Here is a 16930-nt window from a genome sequence, read left to right as displayed (position 1 = left end):
TAGTGCCGGCCAGCGGCCGGCACTACCCGACGGCATTCCGGCATGCCAATCTTCCGCCATGTTGACCCTGCAACGCGGCAGCCACCACGGGCTGCTCATCGCCCCGCGCTGGCCCTCTACCCATATCCAGATCGAAACAGAGGTGCTGCAGCGCCTGCTCGATGCACAGTCGCTGCTACCTGCCGAACTGCGCCTGCTGCTCACCCGCGGCTTCGAACCCAGCCACAGCCACCTCGGCGGCTTCCGCCGCCTGGTGCGACGGTTCGGCATCACCCTCTTCCGCGCCTGCTACCCGCAGCGCCACGATGAGGTCGACGCTATCTTCGGGGCCAATGGTCACGACATCGATGGCTGCCATGTCGATGTCTCACTGGTACTGCGCGGCAAGCGGCTACGACTGCTGCCCCTGGGCGTATTTACTCCGCTGCGCTGGCAACGCCGTCGCGTCGCCCGCCATGCCGAGGCGGTCACGCGGGTGAAGCGCAGCCTGCAGCACTGCGGATTCGTGCTGCATCACAACCCGACCGAATCGTTGCAGATCCACTGCGATTACCCACCACGGTAACCCCACCGGCGGCCGTGCGTCGTTCACCGCCCGCACTCGTTGATGCAAATGATTCTCTTTTGCTGTAAGGTGCAGCCGCTGCCCTTGCCGCCGCGGGCTGTTCCCTTTCCCAGTTGTCGCCCGCCCCGTGTCCACGCCTGTCGAACCGACGGATGTCGCGCATCTGTGCGCGGCCCATTACCGGCCGCTGCACGCCCATGTCCGCCGCAAACTCCCGCAACGCAGCGACGCCGATGACGTCGTCCAGGAAACCTGGCTGCGTGTCGTCAAGGTCGCCACCAGCGGCCTGCTGAACAATGGCCGCGCCTATCTGTACCGCGTTGCCCACAACCTGATCGCCGACCACTACCGGCAACGCCAGCGCCGTCGCGAAGAGGCGCTGGATGACGCGCAGCTGCACGCCATCGCCGATCCTGCACCGCTGCCGGAGCAACGCCTGCTCGACGCCGAACGGCTGCGCCATCTCGATGCAATCATCGCCGCGCTGCCGCCGCGATCACGCCAGGTGTTCCTGCTGGCCCGGGTGGAGCAGTTGGCACTGGCCGACATCGGCCGCCAGCTCGGCATCAGCCGGCAGACCGCGCATGGCCATCTGCTGCGTGCTCTGGTCGCCCTGCAGCAGGTACCGGGCGCATGAGCCAGGACGCGATCGCGCGCGAAGCCGCACGCTGGTGGCTGGACGGGCACGACGGTGACCGCGACGAGAGCGCGTTCGAACAGTGGTACCAGGCCGATCCGCGACATGCCGCGCAGTACCAGCATCTGCAGCAGCTGTGGCAGGCCGGTGCAGCGTTGCCGAGCTTGCAGCGGCACCAGCAACGCAGGCAACGCCGCCGCCGCCGCGAAGCCGGCATTGCGGTCCTTTTGCTGTGCGCGCTCGGTCTGTACAGCCGCCACGCCTCGCCGCCTGCTGCTCAGGTACTGCGCACCGCCGCTGGCGAGATCCGTGATGAAGCCCTGCCGGACGGCTCGCATGTGCTGTTGTCGCCGGGCAGCGAAGTGCATGTGCGCGTCGACGCACAGCGCCGTCAGCTGCAGCTGCAGCGAGGGCAAGCCTGGTTCAAGGTCGCCGCCGATGCCGAGCGGCCATTCCAGGTACACACCCCACAGGGCACCGTCACCGCACTGGGAACCGCATTTGATCTGGCCGTGCAGGGCGGCAGCAGCGTGGTCACAGTCACCGAACACAGCGTCCGCGTGGAAAGCGGCGCCAGCAGCGTGCAGGCCAGCGAGGGTCAGCAGCTGCGCTTCAATGGAAACACACCGGCGATCGCGACAGACGCAGACAGCAGTGTCCTGGCCTGGCGCGAACGGCGCCTGCACTGGGTGTCGGCCCCCCTGGCTGAAGTCGCCCAGGGTCTGGATCGTTGGCATGGCGGGCACACATGGGTCGTCGGCGAGCGCCTGCGCCAGCAGCCGGTCACCCTGCTCGGCAGGGCCGATGGTGCGGCCAGCAACCGCGACCAGCTGGCCACCCAGCTGCAGGTGCGCGTGCTGCACTTCGGTGCAGGCATACAGGTGTGGCTGCCGCCGCGCAGGGAACAGCGTGATGCACCCTGACATCCGGTCCGCGGCCGCGTCTACCCAGGATGACGACGCTCTGCGTCACCTCCTGGAGCCCCCGATGCTGTGCCACCGCCCCCTTGTCCTCGCCCTGTCGCTGGCCTGTGCCAGCGCGATTCCACTGCTGCCTGCCAGTGCGCAGGCGCAGGCGGCCACCCGCCGCTACGATCTGCCCGCACAGCCACTGGCTGCCGCACTGGATGCCTACAGCCGCCTGAGCGGCGTCGATCTGGTGATCGGTGCGGCGCTGCCCGCCGGCCATGCCGCCCCTGCCCTGTGCGGTGATTTCGACGACGCCCAGGCATTGTCCCATCTGCTCACAGGCAGCGGCCTGCGCCCGCGCTTCATCGATGCACGCCGCGCCACCCTGGAACCGGCACCCGCCGAACGGGGTGATGGCAGCCGCCGCACCGGGCCGCTGCGGGTGCAGGGCGATACCGCGCACGGCCATGCACCGGGCGCCGGCGCCAGCCAGTACGTACCGGCCACCCGTGATGGTTTCGCGCCCACGGTCGGCAGCGAGCGTGTGGCGATGGCCGAACGCCAGGAAGGCAACAGCCTGCTGCGTTCGATGCCCGGCACCCACAGCTTCCATTCGCGCAGCCAACCTGGCCTGCAGGTCAACATCCGCGGCATGACCGGCGCCGGCCGGGTCAACACCATGATCGACGGAGTCACCCAGACCTTCCGCAACAACGCCGGGCATGGCTCGGGTGGCCCGTTCGCCTATGTCGACCCGTTCCTGCTGGCCGGCGTGGACGTGCAGCGCGGCGCGGTTGCCGGCGGTGATGGCGCCGGTACGCTGGCCGGCAGTGCCAATTTCCGCACGCTGGATATCGAGGATCTGCTCGGCGAAGGCCGCGACTGGGGCCTGCGTGCGGGCTATCGCCATGGCAACAACGGCTATGGCAGCGGCCGCACCTTCGCCGGTGCGTGGCGCCACAGCGAGGACGGCGGTGACCGCCAGTTCGGCCTGCTGGCCGCTGCCAGCAGCAGCCGCAGCAACGAGTACGCCACCGCACGCGGGCAGAAGAACAGTGCCGACCCCGGCAGCCAGCAGCCCAGCAGCTGGCTGTTGAAAGCGCGCCTGCAGCCGAGTGACCAGCATCGGCTCGACCTGAGCCACATGCATTACGAAAACGACTTCTACCACAACTACCCGTGGCAGATTTCCGCGCGCAACCAGCGGGCCAGCTACCACTACACGCCCTATTCGCCGTGGATCGACCTGCGCGCGACCTTCGCCAGCAACAAGACCCGGCTGTTCTATCCGCCGGTGGAGGATTCCAGCTACATCGGCCGCCGCACACACAGCAGCCTGAGCAGCTGGACCGTAGACAACACCAGCCACTTCGACATCGGTGCGCTGCGGGCGCGCTGGAATACCGGCATCAAGCACCAGTCGGACATCTACGTCGCCGACACTCCCACCCTGCGCGGCGCCAATCCGCAGGGCCGCAGCCAGCTCGACAGCGTCTTCAGTACGCTGGAACTGCAGTACGACATCTATGCCCTGACCGCCGGCCTGCGCCAGGACCGCTACGGCATCCGCGGCCATATTCCGGTGTGCTCGGATGTGCCGGGCCAATGCACGGAGATCAATGGCGGCGACATCGACGTGCGTCGCACCGAGCGTGCACTCAGCCCCAGCCTGGCGGTCTCGCTGCAGGCCACCGACTGGCTGCAGCTGTTCGCCGAAGCCTCGCGCACCTCGCGGCCGCCGCGGGTGCAGGAGATGTTCTTCGAGAAGATTCCGCTGGAGGGCATGAGCGATGCCGACGGCGTAGGTGCCAATCCGTTCCTGCACCGCGAGCGCTCGCGCAACCTGCAGTTCGGCGCCAACCTCAGCACCGACTCACTGCTCGTGGAGGGTGACCTGGCACAGCTGCGGATCACCCGCTTCGACAACCGCATCCGCGACTACATCAAGCCGCAGTACCTGCTGATCGTGCATCCGCCGGAAGTGGAACCGTTCGTGGTGCCGATCGACAGCGATCCGCAGCTCAACGCCTGGACCGATGCACTGGACGTGGACGACTTCAGCACCACCACGCGCTGGATGAACCACCCAGGCATCGTGCGCATGCGCGGCATCGAGCTTGAGGCGCACTACGCCAGCGAGCACTACCACGCCACGCTCAGCTGGACCCGCTCGCGCACCAGCGCGCCGGCCATCGAGTTCGTCAACCTGGAAGACATCACCGCGCTGCCCGACCGCTACTGGACGCTGGACGTGGGTGGCCGCTGGTGGCAGCAGCGCGTGCAGGCCGGCCTGCGTGCCGAGTACTCCGGGCCGACCGAGGAAGGCTACGACTTCTTCCAGACCCGCAAGACCGGCGGCACCGGCGTGCTGCTGGACTTCTACGCCAGCTTCAAGCCCCAGGCCAACACCACCCTGTGGCTGAACATCGAAAACCTGCAGAACAAGGCCTATGACAACAATGCCTCGATCGACAGCATCTTCAGCCCGATCCTTGACCGCGGCAACGGCCGTGGCCGCACCGTTTCGATGGGCGTCAATGTGGCGTTCTAGCCGTCGCTGGCTGCCCGTGTGCCTGCTCGCGCTGGCGACAGTGACCAGCGCGCAGCCGATGCCCGGCACGGTGATCGACCTGGCCAGTGGCCAGCCCCTGGACGAGGCCGCGTTCGTGAAGCGCGCGGCCGCGGCCCAACGGATGCTGCTGGGCGAGCGCCATGACCTGTCCGGCGACCATGCCGCCCAGCGCTGGTTGCTGCAGGTCCTGCAGCAGCAGCGGCCGCAGGCTGCCCTGGTGCTGGAGATGATCGCCAGTGAGCGCCAGCCACGCCTGCAGCGGGTGCAGCGCTGGCTGGCCAAGGACAACCACGCCGACGGCACGCGCCTGCAGGAGTTGCTTGACTGGGATGCGCGCTGGCCGTGGACGGCCTATGGCGGGCTGGTACAGGACGCCACCGCTGCGGGTACGGCCCTGTTCGGTGGCAACCTGTCGCGCGCCCAGGTCAACACGCTGCTGGCTTCGACCAAGGCAGTCCGGTTCCCGGTTGCCACTGCACGGCAACGCCTTTCGGCGGTGGTGCTGGCCCAGCATGCAGAGGCCGCGCCGATGCTGGACGGCATGCTGGCCGTGCAGCAGGCCCGCGACAGCCGCATGGCGCAGGTGCTGACCCGTGCACCAGCACCGGCGCTGCTGGTTGCCGGCCGCTGGCATGTACTGCGCGGGACCGGCGTGCCGGGCTACCTGCCGCCAGAGGCGCCGTCCCTGGTGATCGCACTCGCGTCACCCGGCGAATCCGTCGACGCCGCCGATGCCGATCTGCTGTGGGTGCTGGACGATGAGTGAGCGCGGCCAACACTGGCAGGCCATCGCGATTACCATCGGCCTTCACCTGCTGCCCTTGCTGCTGCTGGTGCATTGGGTCGCCACGCCGCCCATGCTGCCGCCACCGGAACAGGACGTGCGCATCAGCCTGCGCCTGCTGGCACCGGCCACTCCGCCACAGCCCGTAGAGGAACGCCAGGCCGATACGCCCAGCCAGGCACAACAGGCACGCGCGTCACAAGCCACGAAGTCGCCTCCGCCGCCCACGCCCACCGCCGCACGCGAAGGCGAACTGGCTGCCAGTGAAACCGGCGGTCGTGGCCGGCAACCGCTGCCGGTCGCCCCGCCTGCGGCCGCGACCGATGCAAGTCCCGCACCGGCATCGATCACGGCCGCGCCGCCCGCTCCGGACGCGCCACCGGCAGACTTCCAGGCCGGCGCCGCCAGCGACCAGTGGGAAGCCCGCCTGATGGCGCGGCTGGAGCGTTACCGCTATTACCCCGCCGCCGCGCGCTCGCGTCGCCAGCAGGGTACGGCGTGGGTCAGGGCCAGCATCGACCGTGAGGGCCGCCTGCTGGCGCTGCGGCTGGAGCAGTCCAGTGGCCAGCCGATGCTGAATGACGCCGCGCTGCAGACCTTCCGTCGTGCGCAGCCGCTACCGCCCATTCCCGCCGAGCTGAAGGCGCCGCAGGAACTGGTGGTGCCGGTGGAGTACTACCTGCGCTAGACGATCCAAGCCTCCGCTTTGATGTCGGGGATTGCGAGGCAGTCTGCAACCTCAACTCTGGTTGAGGTCAAATGGAACTGGCGCAACAGAGTAGTCCGCCATGCGCAACGATTGCGTCCACTTGCAGAGCCGAGCCCATGCTCGGCTGCCGTTCGCGTGGAGCAGCCGAGCATGGGCCCGGCTCTACAGTTCCGGGGTCACGTCCACGCCGGGTCGGCAGTAAAATCAATGGTCAGCCAGAACGTGCTGGCACGGGCATCCAATCGCACCGCGATCTCATCGCGCATCGCGTCGACATCACCGACCGAACCCAATGGCGTGGCCGGGTCGGCCAGCACATGGATCTCGATGAAGCGCATCCGCCCCATCTTCGCCACGTGGCTGGTGAAGCCGGTATAGCCACGTTCGGCCACGAAGGCCTGCATCACCTGCTGCACGCGACCGTCCAGATCATCCGGCGCTACCTGCAGCACTTCGCGCATGGCCTTCCATGCACTGCGTGCCGGCACCGGCAGCACCGCCAGGCTCATCAAGGCCAGCACGATCGAATCCAGGTACGGCACCCAGTGGTGCCACTCACCGCCATGCAGCGCCAGTGCCAGCACGAAGGCCAGTACCACCGCCAGGCTCATCAACCCACCCAACAGCCAGCCACGCACGTCCAGCCACAGCAGCGCCGAGCGCAGATGCCGCGCCCGCTGCGCGACGAACGCCGCCATCGCCAGGTTGCTGGCACTCAGCAGCGCTGCCCACCACAGCGCGGGCCCGAATTTCACTTCGTGCCCGCCCGTGGTCAGGCCGATCACGGCGTTGGCCAGCGCGTACACGCAGGCCAGCGACAGGATCACGCCGCCCAGCGCCTCGACCATCGGCTCCAGGTGCCAATAGCCGTACTGGAAGCGTGGGCTCTGTTCCCGCGCCACCAGCCGCAACACCGACAACGACACCAGGGTCAGGGCAACGTCGACCAGGCTGTACACGCCGTCGAACAGGATGGCCTGCGATCCCACCAGCAGGCCACCACTGAAACCGACCGCACTCACCGCAAGGGTGACTCCGATCGAGAACGTCAGGATGCGTTGCTCGCGCGCGGTATCCATCGTTCGCCGAACGGACGACCGTTGCCGGTCAGGCCTTCAGCACCTCCACCTTGTACGAAACCGCATCACCCTCCTGCTCGATGATGAGCCCGTGCACATCCGATTCGAAGCCGGGGAAGCGCGCGTTCTGTTCGCGGGCGATGCGCAGCGACTGGATGATCGGCTCGTCGCTGTCACCGAAGCGCTCGCCCGGCATGATGGTAGGGATGCCCGGCGGGTACGGTACGAGCATGGTCGCGGCAATGCGGCCGCTGATCTGCTCGATGTCGACCCGCTCGATCTCGCCCTTCACCAGGTGGTTGTAGGCATCGGCCGGGGTCATCACCGGCGTCGGCAGATCCACGTACATCTCGCGCATCACCTTGGCCACCGCGAACTCCTGGTTGAACGCATGCAGCGCATCGCACAGGTCGCGCAGGCCCCAGCCGGCGTAAGCCACCGGGTAATCGGCGGCCAACGTCGGCAGCGCCTGGCTGAGCGGCGCGTTTCGGTCGTACAGTTCCTTGAACGCCATCAGTTCGGTGACCAGGGTGCTCCACTTGCCCTTGGTGATGCCCATCGAGAACAGGAACAGCACCGAGTACAGGTTGGTCTTCTCCACGGTGATGCCGCGGCCCCACAGGAACTTGCTCAGCACCGCCGCCGGGATGCCCAGCTTGCCCATGCTGCCGTCCATCGCCAGGCCCGGGGTCAGCAGGGTCACCTTGATCGGGTCGATCAGCACGTAGTCGTCGACCAGGTTCTCGAAACCGTGCCAGTGCGCGTCCGGCTGCAGGTACCACTCCTCGCGCTTGGCCACCAGCGGTGCCGGCGTATCGCCCTTGTCCAGGCTGCGCTCGACCTGGGTCGGCTGCCACACGCTGAACCACCAGTCGTCGCGACCGAGGTCATCGCGCACGTGCAGCATCGCGCGGCGGAAGGCGATGGCCTCGTCGTGCATTTCCTGTACCAGCGAACGACCCGCATCGCCTTCCATCATCTTCGAGGCAACATCACACGCCGCGATCACGCCGTAATGCGGGCTGGTCGAGGTATGCATCATGAACGATTCGTTGAAGCGTTCAGCGTCCAGGTCGCGGCTGGCCGAATTGCGCACGTGGATCATCGAGGCCTGCGAGAACGCAGCCAACAGCTTGTGCGTGGAATGAGTGGTGAAGATGATCGCATCCTGCTCGCGCGGCTTGCCCTTGGCCATGCCGTAGTGGTTCTCGTAGAACGGATGGAACGCGGCATAGGCGTACCAGGCCTCGTCGAAATGCAGGAAGTCGACCGCGCTGCCGATCTCCTCCGCGATTTTCTCGGCGTTGTAGCACAGGCCGTCGTAGGTCGAGTTGGTCACCACCGCGATACGCGGCTTGGAACCGGCCTGGTAGGCCTGGCTGGCCAGCGGATTGGCCGCGATGCTCTGCTGCAGGGATTCCGGGGTGAATTGGTCCAGGCTGATCGGGCCGATGATGCCGTGCGCATTGCGGCTGGGCGTGAAATACACCGGTACCGCGCCGGTCATGATCAGCGAATGCAGCAGCGACTTGTGGCAGTTGCGGTCGACGAACACCACGTCGCCACGGGCCACGGTACCGTGCCACACGATCTTGTTGGCCGTCGACGTACCGTTGGTGACGAAGAAGGTGTGGTCGGCGCCGAAGTTGCGCGCGGCCTCGTCCTCGGCCTCCTTGATCGGGCCGGTGTGGTCCAGCAGCGAGCCCAGCTCCGGCACCGAAATCGACAGATCGCTGCGCAGCGTGTTCTCACCGTAGAACTGGTGGAAGGCGCGCCCGACCGGTGACTTGGTGAAGGCCACGCCACCGGCATGGCCAGGCGTATGCCAGGAATAGTTCGACTCCGCCGCGTGGTGGATCAGCGCCTTGAAGAACGGCGGCAGCAGGTTCTGCATGTAGTCTTCGGCCGCACGCATCACCTGACGCGAGATGAAGCTCTTGGTGTCTTCGAACAGGAAGATGAAGCCATGGATGTACTTGAGCAGCTTGCTCGGCACCTTCTCGATGGTACGGCGCTCGCCGTACAGGAATACCGGCAGGTTGGCCCGGCGCGCACTCTGCTCGCGCAGGAAGGCGGTCAGGCGCTGGAACTCGCCATCGACCTCCTCGCTGCCGTCGATCGAGATCAGCACCGCCGAAGCAGCCACATAGGTGCGGGCGCCGGCACGGGCGTCATCCAGGTTCAGCCCGCACAGCACGCGCTGGTCATTGCTGCGCAGCTCTTCCACCAGCGCACGGATGAGGATGCCGCCGATGCGCGGCGAGTCGTAGTCACCGTCAATGACGATGACCGGATAATCCAGAGACTTGAAATACACGTTGATTCTCCTTGTCTAACTCAGGAACGCTGGGCGCCGGACGAAATTGCCGCCGCCTCGCGGGAACGCTGCCGCTGTTGGCGACGCTCCTCGCTGAAGAAGGGATAGAACACGGTGATGAACAGCACGAACAGGAAGGCGTACTGCACGATCGTTCCCGACGAGCCGTAGATCGCCCACAGGCAGTACACGACCGTCAGGCTGGTCAGGGTCCAGAACGCACCGGTGTGCACCAGCGTGTGCGACCGCTCCACCACGAAGTAGCAGGCCACGCACGAATAGATGTACGGCAGCAGCGTCAGCACCACCGCCGCCGAAGTGATCACGTCGAACTGGGCCGAGGCGGTCTTCGAGGTGGAGGTCACCAGCACCGCCAGGGTCATCAGCACCGCTACGATCAGCACGCCCTTGACCGGCACGTCATCCTTGTTGGTCTTGCTGAAGATGCTCGGGAACAGGCCATCGTCGGAGGCCGCCTTGGCGCTCTGCGCGGTCAGCAGGATCCAGCCGCCCAGTGAACCGGCAGCGCCGATGAAGGCGCACAGGCTGACCAGCGCACCACCCCAGCCACCGACGGCCTTGGCCGCCGCCAGTGCGAACGGAGCATCGGAGGTCTGCAGCTCGCCGTTGGGCACCATGCCCATGATCACCGAAGAACTGGCGATGTAGGCGATGGCAGCCAGGAACACACCCGCCAGGGTGGCGCGGGCCACGTTCTTTTCCGGATTCTCCACCACGCCGGCGGTGACCGAAGCGGATTCGACGCCAATGAAGGCCCACAGGGTCAGTGCCGCCGCACTGGAGATCGCGCCGAAGTTGGATTCACCGGACACGTTGTAGGCGCCCTTGAAGATGTCGGCATCGAAGAAGAACCAGCCGAAGATGGCGATACCCAGGATCGGCACCAGTGCGAAGCTGGTGGTGACCGTCTGCACGCGGCTGACGAACGCCGGGCCGATCATGTTGGCGAAGCTCAGCGCCCACACCAGCACCAGCACCGCGATGCAGCGCACCAGCGGCTCGGACAGGATCGGGAAGAAGTAGCTGAAGTAGCCGACCGCCGCGATCGGGATGGCGACGTTGCCGATCCAGTTGGCGAACCAGTAGATGGTGTTGGTCTGGAAGCCCATGTAGGGCCCGAACCAGTCACGCGCATAGGCGTAGGGGCCGCCCGCCTTGGGTGCCAGCTTGCCCAGCTTGGCGAACACGAAGGCCAGCAGCAGCGCGCCCGCGGTGGTGATCAGCCAGCCCCAGATAGAGGCGGTACCAATCTTGGCCAGGCTGGATGGCAACAGGAACACGCCTGAGCCCATCATGTTGCCGGCGACGAGGAAGGTGGCTCCGACCACCCCGATTTTCTTTGCTTCTGCCATGACAATCTCCTGTACTGGCATGAGCCCGGTACAACCGGGCGTGGGGACGGTTACGCTGGCGTACGACCGCTGGCGCCTATTTGATGAAGTTGTATTGCAGGCTGCCCTGCACCCGGACCGTGTCGCCGCGCGCGCCGCCCTGTTGTTCCAGACGTCCGTACAGCAGCTCCATGCCCATCGTCCACGACGGCGCCGGGCTCCAGATCAGATTGAACACGCCGTAACGGCTCTGCCGGAACGCGTCGGCCGCCAGTGCGGCATTACGCTCCAGGGTCAGCTGGCCGAAGATCAGGTTCGAACGCCACAACTCGGACCAGTAGTGGGTGTAACCCACAAAGCCGCCGTGCAGATCCAGTGCATCGAGGTGGCCATCGGCACCGACCACCGCGTCCAGTCCGGAGCCGGTCAGGTCAGCGGTGTAGCGGCTGAGGCCGCGCCCACCCAAAGCGCCGAACAGCAGCAGGTCGCGTTCGCCTACCGATGCCGAGCCGCTCAGCTGCAGGCCACCGGCCATGCGCCGGTCGCGCTCATCGTCACCGTCGTAGGCCAGGCTACGTGCCACCGCGCCCAGCTGCAGGTGGCCCCAATCGCGCTCCATGCGCGCGGTCACCGTCACATCCGGCAGCCGGTTCACGGCGGCGCGCTCATCGCTGGCACCGGCAAGTTCGGTCTTCGGATCTTCTGCAGCGACGGTCAGGGTGTTGCCCTTGCCCATCGCAAAGCTGTGATGGATGCCTGCCACCAGCAGGTAACCGGCGCCGCCGGGCCCTGCAAAGTCCAGCGTATCGGGCAGGCTGTCCGGATCCATGAAACTGGAATAGCCATAGCCGGCGTAGGTATTGCCGAGCTGGCCATAGGCATGGCGCAGGCGGAATTCGTAGCCATCGCTGCTGCCGAAGAAATCATTCTCCAGGTAGAAGCGCAGGTTGCCATGCGTGGTCGGGCGCCGTGCCTCGAAGCTGAAACGGGTCTGCTTGGCGTGGATGTTGAAGTTGGAGACATCGCGATGATTGCCGCCCACCGGCATCGACGAGGGGATGAACTGATCCTCGTCACCTGCTCCACGCGAATCGGCGATGGCATCGAGTTTGGCGTAGCCGCCGATACGGATCACCGTGTCGGTACCTGGAATAGCGAAGAAGCCCTTCAGATCGGGATCGGTCGGACCAGCGGCACTGTCGGGACGCGACGCAGCGGTGGACGGATCGGCCACCGATTCGCGCAGTGGCAGCACCGGCGGCGCCACGCCCGGCACCTGGGTAGGGTGCAGCAGGTTGGCGGTACCGGTGGGTGCGATCACGGGAGCTGGCAGCGATGCGCTGGCGGGTACAGCAGCCCCATCGTGCCGCTCGAGACGGTCCAAGCGCTGCTGCATGCCTTCAAGTGCCTGCCGCATGGCCGCGATCTCACGGCGCAGGGCCTGCGCGTCCTCCCGGTCATCCTGCTGCGCATACGCCGGTGTGATCACCAACGCGGTCAAACAGGCCAGACTCACTACCGCCAAGCGCATTGCATCCTCCCTGGAAAAACACTCGCAGCGCGATGGCGGGACGCACGCATGCGCCGCTCCGGCCTCACGTTACCGTTGTTGGAAATGCGGATACTGCGTTGACGACACCAGTCAGCCTGCACATCGCAGGCCACAGGACGATGACACTGTCCTGCCCACACCAATGTCGACGCCAACAAGGCCGCGCTGCCAGAGAGGTGGCGGCCGCAGCGGTCTGGGTAACAAGCACGGGGTGAGGTTGTCGTGAATGGCTGAGCCGGCCGACCCTGATCAGGGCGTGGCGAGCGCGGCATCCATCGCGCATTGACGCTGTATTCCATGCGTCACAGGCTAATTCACCTGTCGTTTTTGGCCTTGATTGGAATCAAGGCGCGAGGCTTGATGTCAGTCACTATTCAGACGTGATGACGAACAAGTCATGCGCAGGCCGCAATGTCGGTTTTGATCACGAAAAGCAACAGGCCCGCATGCTGCCATGCGGGCCCGTGGGTCATTCACGATGAGAGTCGCGGCTCAGCGCGGGCCCAGCACCGTCTGCAGGTCGGCACCCTGCGGCAGGCCGGCGCGACGCTGCACCTGGCCCTGCGCATCCTGGAACAGGATGCCTGGCGTGCCCTGGAAGCCCATCTCGATCATCAGCACCTGGTTCGCGTCGAGCTTGCCAGCGATCTCGCGACTGATGTTCGGCAGCGCTTTGATGCCACCGCGATCGAACTCATGCTCATTCTGCAGCAGCGCTGCACTCGGATCACGCGCAGCAAGGATGGCGGCCGCCTTGGCCGGACTGTCTTCGCGGATCACACCGACCATGATGTGACGCAGCTGGACCTTGCCCGCATCGACCCACGGACGCGCCGCTTCCCAGAACTTGTGGCAGTACGGGCAGTTGGCATCGCTGAAGGTGTAGACCACCCGCGGCGCGTCGGCCTTGCCATCGCGCACCCACGCGCTGGCCTCCAGCTTGGTCCACATTTTGGCCGACATCGGCTGCGCAACCAGTTTCTCAACGGCCTCGGCGGCCACGTCGTTGCCCTCGGCATCGAACAGGCTGCCAACCAGTACATGCTTGCCATCGGCAGTGACGTAAGCCGCGGCCGGCTGCTGGCCACCGACCACGCCGGCAAAGCCACGCAGGCCACCGGGGGCGTCGAATTCGGCAACAACCTCGAAGCCATGCTTCTCGATGCCCTTCAGCACAGCGGGGCGGTCGCCCTTGGCGGCGGAGGCCGCAGCACTTGCTGCCGGTGCCGCGGCAGCCTTGCCCGGCGGTGTCTGTGCCTGGCTGCAGGCGGCCAATGCCAGCATGACCGGCAGCAACAGCACCGCAGGGACGGTGCGCAGGGAAGTCGACAACATGGGAACTCCGTAGTGAGATGCCCGCGCAGGCTACCGCAGCCGGCGCAGTTTGTGTTCAAGACCGGCTGCGGTCAGTTCGCCGAGGTGCAGTTCGCGCAGGCGTCCTTCGGCATCGAAAAAGAGGGTCGACGGGTAGGCCTGCACGCCGAGCACGGTGGATGCTGCAGCGTCATCGTCGAGCAACACGTTGCCGAGCATGAGCCGCTCGCCGGCGATGAAACCCTGGACCTCGCCCAGGGTTTCGCCCTGGTTGAGGAATACGAACTGCACATCCGCGTGTGCCTGCTGTGCCGCCGCCAGCACCGGCATCTCGCGCCGGCAGGGCCCGCACCAGGTCGCCCAGAGATTCAGTACCAGCGGTTTACCCTTGAACTGCTGCAGATCAACCTTCCCGCCCTGCAGATCAGCCACCTGCAACGTCGGCAGCGGCATCTGCCGTTCCTGCCAGGCTGACAGCAGCTGGCTGCCACCTGCCCATAGCAACATACCAATCAACGCGCCGACCAGTACCGGCGCGCGCAGTGGGCGCCAACGCCGCAATCGCCACAGCCCCCACGCCAGCCCGGCAACAAGCACTACCGGCAGGTGGTAGCCGCCGTCTGCGATCTGCAGAATGCTCCAGGGTGCCTCGCGATACAAGGCAAGGTTCAAGGCAACGAAACTGATGCGGCCAAAGAGCAGGCCGATCAGCAACATGTCCAGCACCATGCTTGCCGCCGAGGGTAACGGCCCCCCGTCCTTCCGACGTGGCCATAAATGGGCCACGGCCATCGCCAGCAACACGCACGCGAGAATCAATACCACCGGCATCGGCACCGGTCCAACACTCGACATCAGCCCACCTGCCTCATTCGTTCACTGGCTGCATGGTCGAAGGGTCACGCCCACGTTGCAAGCGCGACATCTGATCATGCGCTAGGCCGCACTGCGTCCCAACTGCAGTGCCGAGGGGACCTGCAGACCGCGCAGGCTGCCCGCCACCGATGGCATCAACGGCCGTTCACGCCGCTTGCTGTTGACATGGCGGCGATAATTGGCCGGCGTCATGCCGACAATGCGCAGGAACAGGCGTCGGAAAGCACTCTGATCCGCGTAGCCCACGCCCCAGGCCACTTCATCGATGCCTGCCCCCTGCTGGAGCAGGGTCTGCGCCTTGGCGATGCGCAGCCGCTGGCAGTACTCGATGGGGCGCAGCCCCGTGGCCCGCAGGAAGCGTCGCTGCAGCGTCCGCGGCTCAAGCCCGGCAATCTCGCAGATCGCGGCGAGAGTAGCGCCGCGTGCCGCTGTGGTATGCAACCAACGCTGCGCTTTCAGCACATCGCGATCGCCATGGGCGAAGTTGGCGCTGAAACGCTCCAGATCCTGCTGGATCGTCGCCGACACGGTGATTCCCAACTGCTGTGCCACCGCGCTGGCCACGCCCTGCCCGTGCAACCGGTACAGCAGGCGCAGCGCCAGGAAGCGCCAGGCCTGCGAACCGCCAACGGTCAACAGGTCGCCGTCATCGACCAGTGCGCGTTCACTCGGCACCCAGCTGGCAGCCTGTGCCTGCAGCCCGGGATGCCGCGCCAGATCAGGTCCACTGACGGTGCGCCCGGCCAGCAATCCGGCGCGTGCCAGTACGCTTACGCCATCACTGGCGGCCGCCAGAAGGCTGCCGCCGTCGTAATGAGCCCGCAGCCAGTCCAGCAGGATCTCGTCGGCACGCAGGCAGGCTCCGGGGCTGATCTGGCCCGGCACCGCGATCACTGCGGGAATGGCGGCATCGAGCATTTCCGCACCGGCGATGCGATGCACGCCGGTCTGACTGGCCGGCACGATCCAGCGGGTAACCAACACGCGCTTGAACGGCCGGCGCTGCTGCTGGGCCAGGCGATTGGCCACGTGCGCCATCTCTGCCAGCACCGAGGCGGCCGAGGGATCGCCTCCCGGGTACTCGACCACCGCGACCTCGACGAATCCTTCGTTCCTGAATCCTTCCACACACCACCTCCTCGGTTCGTTGCGGGCCATCGAATGGCCGGTTCAGGCGAAGGGTAGGAACTGGTCCAGCGGCAGGGCTATGAAGAAAGTTGCAAAGTGCGCTGAATACGCGGCTCGGCAGAAAGTCTTGACTCTTGACCAGACTCAAGGCTTCACAATGCGCGGCAGCATCCGCAGGAATCCGCCATGAACATTGGACAACTGGCCCGCCAGGCTGGCGTGCCCATCGATACGGTCCGCTACTACGAGCGCCAGCATCTGCTGCCCACGGCCGCACGTTCGGCCGGTGGCTACCGCATCTTCGGTGAGCGGGACCTGCGCCGGCTGCGCTTCATCCGCCGGGCCAAATCACTGGGCTTCAGCCTGGAAGAAATCGGCGAGCTGCTCGCGCTCAGTGATCGCCACCAGCAGGACATGGGCAGCGTCCGCGACACGGCCCAGGCACGCCTGCTGGATATCGCGCAGCGGATGGCCGAACTGCAGCGCATGCACAACGCGCTGTCACAACTGGTCGATGCCTGCCCGGGGCACGGCACGCTGGATCAATGCCCGATCCTGGCCGCGCTGACCGACGACACTGCATGAGCCCAGGCGAGCGAGATCCACCTCGCAATCGACGTGAAGAAAAGTGCAACAAATGCTTGCCAACCCCCTGGGGCAAGGCTATTATTTCGCTCCTCAGCGACGTGGGGCCATAGCTCAGCTGGGAGAGCGCCTGCATGGCATGCAGGAGGTCAGCGGTTCGATCCCGCTTGGCTCCACCACTTTCGACATTAGGCCGTCGAAGGTTCTACAACTTGAAGTTTTTCGTGCGTCCCCATCGTCTAGAGGCCTAGGACATCACCCTTTCACGGTGGCGACCGGGGTTCGAATCCCCGTGGGGACGCCACTCATCATGAACAACGAGGACCCGGCCGATAACCGGGTCTTTTTTGTTCACCGCCCACCGGCATTCAGGTTGTGGCGTTGCGGTTCCCCTGCCCTCATGGCTGCGGTTGATCCGGAACGAAAAAAGCTTAAAAAAAAGCTTCCACAAATGTGAACACGCAGGTATGATGGGCGGCTCGGTAACACGGGGCCATAGCTCAGCTGGGAGAGCGCCTGCATGGCATGCAGGAGGTCAGCGGTTCGATCCCG

At 66.0% G+C, this 16930-nt stretch carries 14 protein-coding genes and 2 tRNA genes; 9 read left to right on the top strand and 7 right to left on the bottom strand.

Going from position 1 to position 16930, the window contains the following annotated elements; all coding sequences use genetic code 11:
• The first annotated feature begins 58 nt into the window (after positions 1-58).
• The 6 genes from AC13GA_RS08750 to AC13GA_RS08725 all read left to right on the top strand — a co-directional run bounded on the left by AC13GA_RS08750 (position 59) and on the right by AC13GA_RS08725 (position 6154).
• Complete coding sequence (locus AC13GA_RS08750; protein WP_482997893.1) at positions 59-565, top strand: hypothetical protein; 507 nt, start codon at positions 59-61, stop codon at positions 563-565.
• A gap of 127 nt (positions 566-692) precedes the next feature.
• Complete coding sequence (locus tag AC13GA_RS08745; protein WP_482997892.1) at positions 693-1202, top strand: RNA polymerase sigma factor; 510 nt, start codon at positions 693-695, stop codon at positions 1200-1202.
• Positions 1199-2125 carry a FecR family protein gene (locus tag AC13GA_RS08740; protein WP_482997891.1) on the top strand — a complete coding sequence of 309 codons (927 nt, stop codon included), beginning with the start codon at positions 1199-1201 and terminating at the stop codon, positions 2123-2125. Before AC13GA_RS08745 ends, AC13GA_RS08740 begins: the two co-directional genes overlap by 4 nt.
• A 64-nt stretch (positions 2126-2189) precedes the next feature.
• Positions 2190-4661 carry a TonB-dependent receptor gene (locus tag AC13GA_RS08735; RefSeq protein ID WP_482997890.1) on the top strand — a complete coding sequence of 824 codons (2472 nt, stop codon included), beginning with the start codon at positions 2190-2192 and terminating at the stop codon, positions 4659-4661.
• On the top strand, positions 4648-5448 hold the full coding sequence (locus AC13GA_RS08730; protein WP_482997889.1) for a ChaN family lipoprotein: 801 nt from the start codon (positions 4648-4650) through the stop codon (positions 5446-5448). Before AC13GA_RS08735 ends, AC13GA_RS08730 begins: the two co-directional genes overlap by 14 nt.
• Complete coding sequence (locus tag AC13GA_RS08725; protein ID WP_046984676.1) at positions 5441-6154, top strand: energy transducer TonB family protein; 714 nt, start codon at positions 5441-5443, stop codon at positions 6152-6154. The genes AC13GA_RS08730 and AC13GA_RS08725 overlap by 8 nt, the downstream gene beginning before the upstream one ends.
• Before the next feature lie 197 nt (positions 6155-6351).
• Here the strand turns inward: AC13GA_RS08725 and AC13GA_RS08720 are convergent, their stop codons facing one another.
• The 7 genes from AC13GA_RS08720 to AC13GA_RS08690 form a co-directional block, all read right to left on the bottom strand.
• Positions 6352-7254 carry a cation diffusion facilitator family transporter gene (locus tag AC13GA_RS08720; RefSeq protein WP_482997888.1) on the bottom strand — a complete coding sequence of 301 codons (903 nt, stop codon included), beginning with the start codon at positions 7252-7254 and terminating at the stop codon, positions 6352-6354.
• Positions 7255-7282: 28 nt separating this feature from the next.
• Positions 7283-9571, bottom strand: coding sequence for an Orn/Lys/Arg family decarboxylase (locus AC13GA_RS08715; protein ID WP_428710530.1), 2289 nt, complete (start codon positions 9569-9571; stop codon positions 7283-7285).
• A gap of 20 nt (positions 9572-9591) precedes the next feature.
• Positions 9592-10944 carry an arginine/agmatine antiporter gene (gene adiC, locus AC13GA_RS08710; RefSeq protein ID WP_426355685.1) on the bottom strand — a complete coding sequence of 451 codons (1353 nt, stop codon included), beginning with the start codon at positions 10942-10944 and terminating at the stop codon, positions 9592-9594.
• A 76-nt stretch (positions 10945-11020) separates the two neighbouring features.
• Positions 11021-12454 carry a DcaP family trimeric outer membrane transporter gene (locus AC13GA_RS08705; protein WP_478473582.1) on the bottom strand — a complete coding sequence of 478 codons (1434 nt, stop codon included), beginning with the start codon at positions 12452-12454 and terminating at the stop codon, positions 11021-11023.
• A 513-nt stretch (positions 12455-12967) separates the two neighbouring features.
• A complete protein-coding gene (gene dsbG, locus AC13GA_RS08700) occupies positions 12968-13810 on the bottom strand; it encodes a thiol:disulfide interchange protein DsbG (protein WP_253079094.1) in 843 nt (280 codons plus the stop codon).
• A 30-nt stretch (positions 13811-13840) separates the two neighbouring features.
• Positions 13841-14644, bottom strand: a complete 804-nt coding sequence (locus AC13GA_RS08695) for a redoxin family protein (RefSeq protein ID WP_046984682.1) — start codon at positions 14642-14644, stop codon at positions 13841-13843.
• Positions 14645-14725: 81 nt separating this feature from the next.
• Positions 14726-15793 carry a GlxA family transcriptional regulator gene (locus AC13GA_RS08690; RefSeq protein ID WP_482997887.1) on the bottom strand — a complete coding sequence of 356 codons (1068 nt, stop codon included), beginning with the start codon at positions 15791-15793 and terminating at the stop codon, positions 14726-14728.
• A gap of 186 nt (positions 15794-15979) precedes the next feature.
• Here AC13GA_RS08690 and AC13GA_RS08685 point away from each other — a divergent pair, with 186 nt between their 5' ends.
• The 3 genes from AC13GA_RS08685 to AC13GA_RS08675 all read left to right on the top strand — a co-directional run bounded on the left by AC13GA_RS08685 (position 15980) and on the right by AC13GA_RS08675 (position 16682).
• Positions 15980-16378 carry a heavy metal-responsive transcriptional regulator gene (locus AC13GA_RS08685; RefSeq protein ID WP_046984684.1) on the top strand — a complete coding sequence of 133 codons (399 nt, stop codon included), beginning with the start codon at positions 15980-15982 and terminating at the stop codon, positions 16376-16378.
• Positions 16379-16481: 103 nt separating this feature from the next.
• Positions 16482-16557: transfer RNA gene (locus AC13GA_RS08680), tRNA-Ala, on the top strand.
• Between the two features lie 49 nt (positions 16558-16606).
• Positions 16607-16682: transfer RNA gene (locus AC13GA_RS08675), tRNA-Glu, on the top strand.
• The last annotated feature ends 248 nt before the right edge of the window (positions 16683-16930 follow it).

Source organism: Stenotrophomonas sp. 22DLJC03, from assembly GCF_056861405.1.
This window is presented reverse-complemented; position numbering and strand designations above follow the sequence as displayed.

What these genes read in the sequence shown, in the direction of transcription:
- dsbG (WP_253079094.1), bottom strand. Translation starts at nt 13,810, where the DNA reads ATGTTGTCGACTTCCCTGCGCACCGTCCCTGCGGTGCTGTTGCTGCCG.
- AC13GA_RS08730 (WP_482997889.1), top strand. Translation starts at nt 4,648, where the DNA reads ATGTGGCGTTCTAGCCGTCGCTGGCTGCCCGTGTGCCTGCTCGCGCTG.
- AC13GA_RS08740 (WP_482997891.1), top strand. Translation starts at nt 1,199, where the DNA reads ATGAGCCAGGACGCGATCGCGCGCGAAGCCGCACGCTGGTGGCTGGAC.
- AC13GA_RS08720 (WP_482997888.1), bottom strand. Translation starts at nt 7,254, where the DNA reads ATGGATACCGCGCGCGAGCAACGCATCCTGACGTTCTCGATCGGAGTC.
- AC13GA_RS08750 (WP_482997893.1), top strand. Translation starts at nt 59, where the DNA reads ATGTTGACCCTGCAACGCGGCAGCCACCACGGGCTGCTCATCGCCCCG.
- adiC (WP_426355685.1), bottom strand. Translation starts at nt 10,944, where the DNA reads ATGGCAGAAGCAAAGAAAATCGGGGTGGTCGGAGCCACCTTCCTCGTC.
- AC13GA_RS08735 (WP_482997890.1), top strand. Translation starts at nt 2,190, where the DNA reads ATGCTGTGCCACCGCCCCCTTGTCCTCGCCCTGTCGCTGGCCTGTGCC.
- AC13GA_RS08725 (WP_046984676.1), top strand. Translation starts at nt 5,441, where the DNA reads ATGAGTGAGCGCGGCCAACACTGGCAGGCCATCGCGATTACCATCGGC.
- AC13GA_RS08705 (WP_478473582.1), bottom strand. Translation starts at nt 12,454, where the DNA reads ATGCGCTTGGCGGTAGTGAGTCTGGCCTGTTTGACCGCGTTGGTGATC.
- AC13GA_RS08695 (WP_046984682.1), bottom strand. Translation starts at nt 14,644, where the DNA reads ATGTCGAGTGTTGGACCGGTGCCGATGCCGGTGGTATTGATTCTCGCG.
- AC13GA_RS08685 (WP_046984684.1), top strand. Translation starts at nt 15,980, where the DNA reads ATGAACATTGGACAACTGGCCCGCCAGGCTGGCGTGCCCATCGATACG.